Origin of the sequence: Streptomyces sp. NPDC088732 (assembly GCF_044751205.1) — a bacterium.
GTDB lineage: Bacteria > Actinomycetota > Actinomycetes > Streptomycetales > Streptomycetaceae > Actinacidiphila.
Genome location: NZ_JBIVLI010000024.1, coordinates 150,974 through 157,182, shown reverse-complemented (window position 1 = coordinate 157,182; position 6,209 = coordinate 150,974). Strand labels below are relative to the sequence as shown.

6 protein-coding genes are annotated in these 6,209 nt (G+C 72.8%); 3 read left to right on the top strand and 3 right to left on the bottom strand.

What is annotated here, in order from left to right; genetic code table 11:
• Together ACIP9H_RS33340 and ACIP9H_RS33335 are read right to left on the bottom strand one after the other, a co-directional pair.
• Positions 1 to 180 (bottom strand): transposase (locus ACIP9H_RS33340; RefSeq protein ID WP_401583802.1); only part of this gene is annotated, 180 nt, incomplete at its 3' end.
• 208 nt (positions 181 to 388) lie between these two features.
• A complete protein-coding gene (locus ACIP9H_RS33335) occupies positions 389 to 979 on the bottom strand; it encodes a flavodoxin family protein (protein ID WP_401583402.1) in 591 nt (196 codons plus the stop codon).
• A gap of 604 nt (positions 980 to 1,583) precedes the next feature.
• Here ACIP9H_RS33335 and ACIP9H_RS33330 point away from each other — a divergent pair.
• Entirely contained in the window at positions 1,584 to 2,387 is an 804-nt protein-coding gene (locus ACIP9H_RS33330) for a hypothetical protein (RefSeq protein ID WP_401583403.1), read from the top strand.
• Between the two features lie 69 nt (positions 2,388 to 2,456).
• Here ACIP9H_RS33330 and ACIP9H_RS33325 read toward each other — a convergent pair whose 3' ends face one another.
• Positions 2,457 to 3,380, bottom strand: coding sequence for an SDR family oxidoreductase (locus ACIP9H_RS33325; RefSeq protein ID WP_401583404.1), 924 nt, complete (start codon positions 3,378 to 3,380; stop codon positions 2,457 to 2,459).
• Between the two features lie 85 nt (positions 3,381 to 3,465).
• Here ACIP9H_RS33325 and ACIP9H_RS33320 point away from each other — a divergent pair, with 85 nt between their 5' ends.
• Complete coding sequence (locus tag ACIP9H_RS33320; RefSeq protein WP_401583406.1) at positions 3,466 to 4,038, top strand: TetR/AcrR family transcriptional regulator; 573 nt, start codon at positions 3,466 to 3,468, stop codon at positions 4,036 to 4,038.
• Positions 4,039 to 4,155: 117 nt separating this feature from the next.
• The gene (locus ACIP9H_RS33315) at positions 4,156 to 6,192 is read left to right on the top strand and encodes an alpha/beta fold hydrolase (RefSeq protein ID WP_401583407.1); all 2,037 of its coding nucleotides are present in this window, start codon (positions 4,156 to 4,158) and stop codon (positions 6,190 to 6,192) included.
• Positions 6,193 to 6,209 lie beyond the last annotated feature (17 nt).

The following is a 6,209-nucleotide window of genomic DNA, read 5'->3' as shown; positions in this document are numbered from 1 at the left end:
CGTCTGCCATGGCCCGTAGCGTTCGGGCAGGTCACGCCAGGAGACTCCGGTACGGATCTTGTAGACCATGCCGTTGACGACCTGCCGGTCCGCCACGCGAGGTCGTCCCGTGGCGGCCCGCGGTATCAACGGAGCGAGCAACTCCCACTCCCGGTCGGTGAGTTCATGGCGACGTATCACCCCACCATGATCCACCACCCGATGATCTTTGAAGACGGACCCTAGATCCGGGAGCGGACGGGGGCGGACGGCCTTTCGTGCCACATCGGCCTCACATCAGGACATCGGCGCCGCCGGCCGGAGTTCGGCGGTCGCGCATGCCGGCAGCCGGTGCGCCCGAGGGCGCACCGGCCGGGTGTCCGCGGAGCGGGCGTGGGCCGCCGTTCGCTCAGGCGCCGACCGCCGCGCGTCCGGCGACGTGGATGCGCGTCTGCTGGGTGACGCGGCGGCCGAGGTGCCCGGCGGTGGCGATGTCCGCCTTGTGGACCTCATCGGGGCCGTGGTCGGTGTGGGTCTGGGCGCCCGCACCGAGGTAGAAGCCGAGCCGGTTCAGGTCGTCCTCGGAGGCGGTGGAGCTGTTCCAGCCCGGGTGCAGGCCGAGGTTGACCCAGGTCATGCCGTGCTGGGCGGCGAGGACGGTGAAGTACTGGAGCGTGTGGAGCTTGTCACCGCTCTTCGCGCCGGAGTTGCTGAATCCGGCGGCGAGCTTGTCCTTCCAGGAGTGGACGAACCAGCGCTTGGACGTGGCCTCGGCGAACTGGTGGAAGGCGCCGGAGGCCGTGCCCATGTAGGTCGGTGAGCCGAAGACGATGGCGTCGGAGGCGTCGAGCAGTGCCCACTGCTCGTCGGTGATCTCGTCGACCTTGATCAGGTGGGCGACGCCTCCCGCCTCGACCACACCGTCGCGTACGGCCTCGGCCAGGACGGTGGTGTGGCCGTAGCCGGAGTGGTAGGCGATCGCTACGACGGGGCTGGTCATGGACTTCTCCTCCAGGCAGTGGGTCCGGCCGGCCCCCTGCGGGAGCCGGGAGGCCGACGACCGTCCGGCGTGGGGCCCGGGCAGTCGGCCTTGCACTTCCTCGACCAGGGAGCCTCCGATGTTGTGACACCGAGGGGGTGTCTATGACATAGGGCACCTCCGTTGCCACCGCCGCCGGCCGCCCCGACACCGTGGGTGTCATTGCTCCCCGCGCGCCCCAGGAGCGGCGTCCGCGACGGTGCGGGGTGCGCGCTCCCGTTGTCGCTGCCGGAGGCGGGGTCGCGCCGGCCCGTCGGCCCGACGTCAACCGGAGGACGCGCCTGGCCGGCCGCGAACGGATGGTTCACCGGGCCCGCGTACGCCCACGGGTGCCTCGCACAACTCGGCCCGCAATCCCGGGAATCCCGTGCACCGCGATGAACCGGCGGGGTGGCGCCACCGTAGAAACCGTCGTGTGCGGCAGGCACACGCAATGTGCCGACGGCGGGCACACCAAGGGCCCCATCCGCACACGTTCGGGGTCGCTGCGGTACAACACCCGCCATTTCGGCAAACGAATGGGTACCATCCGGCAACAACACCGGAATGAGGAGAGCGGGCTGACATGTCCAAAGAATCCAATGAGCCGGGCATCACCACGATCCAGGACCGGGCGGCGGCGCGCGCCGCGCGCATCGCGGCCGACCTGGACAGCAACGCCCGCGAACAGGAGAGCGTTCGCGCTCAGATCAGCGAGTTGCAGGAGCACCTGACCAAACTGGGCCGTGAGCACGAGCTGCTGACGCAGTTGCGGGGCACCGAGCCCACCGGGGGCGGCGCGGCATCCCGGCGGCAGGAGGTGGCCGCGCCGGTGGAGGAGGCACCCGCGTCACCCGCGGACGCCGTGACACCGAAGCCGGCGAAGGCCGCGAAATCGGCGAGGACCTCGAAGGCACCGAAGGCGCCGGCCACGGCGAAGGCGGCCGAAGCGACAGCGACCGCCGCCACGGGCGAGCCCGTCGCCGCGGTGGAACCGGTCGCCGCGCCCGCGGTCCCCGGCCCCCGCGGAGGCCGCAAGAAGGCACCCGTCCGGACCGCCACGCGTCAGCGCAGGAAGAACGCGGCCGGAACGCGCAAGCCGGAATCCGGGCCGACTTTGGTCAGCCTCCTCGAGGAGATCCTGTCCGCGAGCCAGGAGCCCCGCATGGTCAGCGAGATCGTCAATGTCCTGGCCGACCGGCACCCCGATCGCGCGGCCAAGACCCAGGTGGTCAGGAACACGCTGGAGGCGCTCGTGGCGAAGGGCGTCGCCGAACGCACCCGGCAGCAGGGCTCGGTGTTCTACACCCCCGTGCCCACGGCCGGGAGCGACGGCACGGCGGCGGCGAAGGCGGACCAGGCGGCCGAGCCCGCCACGGCGACCGCCTGAGAACGGCGTGGGGGCGGGGCAGGACCCCGGAGCGGCGACTCCGGGGTCCTCGGCCCGGCTGCCAGGCGATCAGGCGGTGGCGACGGGGGCACTGAAGTAGTGCCCCTTGTCGAGGTCTTCGAGGAGACCGGGGTGGACCGGCTGCCAGCCCACCAGTTCACGGGTCAGGGCGCTGGAGACCACGATGTCGTGGCCGAGGAACCCGCTCAGCCACGCGAAGTGCTCGGCAGCGTCCTCCGGGGCCACGGAGGCCACCGGGACGTCGAGGTGACGGCCGATCACCTCGGCGACGTCACGGATCGCGACGCCCTCCTCCGCGACACCGTGCAGTACCGAGCCGGCGGGGGCCTTCTCGACCGCCAGGCGGAACAGCCGGGCGGCGTCCAGGCGGTGGACGGCCGGCCACCGGCCGACACCGTCGCCGAGGTAGCCGGAGACGCCCTTGGCGCGGGCGATGGCGACCAGGGTCGCCATGAAGCCGTTGTCGCCGTCGCCGTGGCAGGTCGGGGACAGCCGCACCACGGACGAGCGCACCCCGCGCGAGGCGAGGGCGAGAGCGGCCCGGGCGGTGGTCCCCCGGATCGACACCGCTGAACCGTCGGTCACGGGCATGTCCCGCTCGGTCGCCGGCTGCCCGGGCTTGAGGCCGACCACGCCGGAGGCGAGGACGAACGGGCGGTCGGTGCCGGCCAGCGTGTCGCCGAAGGTGTCGACGGCGCGGCGATCGGCCTCGCCGGCGTCCTGGAAGCCGCCGCTGAAGGCGATGTCGTGCTTGAAGGCGAGGTGGATCACCCCGTCCGACGCGGCGGCCGCCGCGCGCAGGACGTCGAGGTCGTCGATGGTGCCGCGGACGACCTCCGCCCCGGCGGCGGTGAGGGCGGCGGCGGAGGAGTCGGAGCGGGCGAGCCCGACGACCTGGTGCCCCGCGCCGATGAGTTCGGGAACGACCGCGGAACCGATCCAGCCGGACGCGCCGGTCACGAAGATGCGCATGGGAGAACCCCAGACTGTTGATGTCAGTTTCTGTCATCAACGCTAGCATCTGATGTCAGGCACTGTCATCACGTAGAATCCCGGCATGGGCAGATGGGAGCCGGACGGACGCGGGCGCCTGGCGAGAGCGGCGCTGGAGCTCTACAGCGAGCGCGGCTACGAGCAGACCACCGTGGCGGAGATCGCCAAGCGGGCCGGGCTCACGGAGCGGACCTTCTTCCGGCACTACGCCGACAAGCGCGAGGTGCTGTTCGACGGCTCCGGCATGCTGCAGGAACTGTTCGTGAACGCGGTCGTCGACGCCCCGGAGCCGGCGGCGCCCATCGACGCGGTGGCGGCCGGCCTCGACGCGGTCTCCGAGATGTTCGACGGCCGCCGGGAGCACTCCCGGCTGCGGCAGGCCGTCATCGTCGCGAACCCCGAGCTCCAGGAGCGCGAGCTGATCAAGCTCGCCTCGCTGGCGGCCGCCCTGGCCGAGGCCCTGCACCGGCGCGGTGTCGCGCCCTCGACCGCGAGCCTGGCCGCCGAGGCGGGGATCGCGGTCTTCAAGGTCGGCTTCGAGCGCTGGATCGCGGCCTCCGAGGAGCACGGGATGCCGCAGCTGATGCGGGAGTCGCTGGACGACCTCAAGGCCGTGACCGAGGGCCGCCGGGACTGACCGTCCCCCCACCGGCGCACCGGACCCCGGCCGCCGTACGCCTGTGATCAGCCAAGCTTCGCTCCGCGCATGACAAAGGGCTGGTGCGGGTCCGCCGCGGGACGGAGGATGATCCCCATGCCTGATTCCACTCCCTTCCACGACCTGGCGGCGTTCATCGCGCTGCCCCGGGTCTCCTCGCTGGCCCTGTCACCGGACGGAACCCGTCTGGTGACGGCGGTTCAGGAACTGTCCACCGACCGCACCCGGTTCATCAACGCGCTCTGGGAGGTCGACCCGGCGGGCGAACGTCCGGCCCGGCGGCTCACCCGGTCCGGACGCGGCGAGTCCGCCCCCGCGTTCCTGCCCGACGGCACCCTGCTCTTCCTCTCCTCCCGTCCGGCCGCCGACCCCGGCGAGGGCGCGGACGACACGCAGGAGGCGGCGCTGTGGAGCCTGCCGGCCGGCGGCGGGGAGGCATCACAGCTGCTCACCAGGCCCGGCGGGATCGACGGGTACGCGACCGCCACCGCGGCGTCCCGGATCGCCCTGGCGGCCGGGCTGCTCCCCGGCGCGGCGGATGCCGAGCAGGACGAGCGCCTGCGCGAGGCCCGCCGGAAGGCCAAGGTCTCGGCGATCCTGCACGAGTCGGTGCCGGTCCGGTACTGGGACCACGACCTGGGCCCCGCCGTCCCGCACGTGTTCACCGTCCCGGACGCCGGAACCGCGCACCCCGTCGCGGTCGACTGCGGCGCCCGCCGGGTCACCGGCTCCGGGGACGTCGTGGTCTCCCCCGACGGCTCGCTCGTCGCCTACACCGCGGCCGTCGGCACGCTCCCCGACGAGGTCCGCGACGTCGTCGTGGTCGTGGACGCCGCCACCGGCAAGCAGCTGCGGGTGCTGGAGTCCCCCGACGCGGAGTTCAGCGCCCCGGCCTTCACGCCGGACAGCCGCCGTCTGGTCTGCGTCCGCGAGCGCCGGATCACCTGGGACAGCCCCGGTGACGCCACGCTGTGGCTCACCGACGCGACCGACGACCAGGACCCGGGCCGCGATCTGCTGCCCGATTTCGAGCAGTGGCCCGGTGCCCCGGTCGTCTCCCCCGTGCCCGGCGAGGACGGTTCCCCGGTGGTGTGGTTCACCGCCGACGAGGCCGGGCACGCACCCGTCTTCCGGCTCTCCACCGGCAGCGGCGACCTGGTCGCGCTGACCGCGTCCGGCGCCTACACCGACGTGGTGGCGAGCCCGGACGGCGGCACCCTCTACGCGCTGCGCTCGGCCGTGGACAGCCCGCCCGTGCCCGTACGCCTCGACGCCGCGACGCCCGGGCAGCAGCCGGTGACGCTGCCGTCCCCCGGGCAGGTGGCGGCACTGCCCGGCACCCTCACCGAGGTGCACACCACCGCAGAGGACGGGACGGCGCTGCGCGCCTGGCTGGTGCTGCCGCACGAGGCCCGCCCCGGCACCCCGGCGCCGCTGCTGCTGTGGGTGCACGGCGGCCCGCAGACCAGCTGGAACGCCTGGCACTGGCGCTGGAGCCCCTGGGTGGCGGCGGCCGCCGGCTACGCGGTGCTGCTGCCCGACCCGGCGCTGTCCACCGGCTACGGGCAGCACATGCACGAGCGCGGCTGGGCGCACTGGGGCGGTGCCTCGTACACCGACGTGCTGGCGCTCACCGACGCCGCGTTGCAGCGGGACGACCTGGACGCGGAGCGCACCGCGATGATGGGCGGCTCCTACGGCGGGTACATGGCCAACTGGATCGCCACGCAGACCGACCGCTTCAAGGCGATCGTCACCCACGCGAGCCTGTGGAACATGTACAGCTTCGCGCAGGTCACCGACTTCCCGGCGTACTGGATGCGCCGCCAGGGCGACCCGCTGGAGACCACGGAGCGGTACGAGCGGGAGTCCCCGCACCTGCGGGCCGCGCACATCACCACGCCGATGCTGGTGATCCACGGCGACAAGGACTACCGGGTGCCGATCGGCGAGGGCCTCGCCCTGTGGAACGACCTCTCGCGGTTCGACGTCCCGGCGAAGTTCCTGTACTTCCCCGACGAGGGGCACTGGATCACCAAGCCCAACAACATCCGGCTCTGGTACGCCACCGTGCTGGGCTTCCTGGCGCACCACGTGCTGGGCGAGGAGTGGCAGCGCCCCGACCTGGTCTGACACCCCGCACCGCAGGG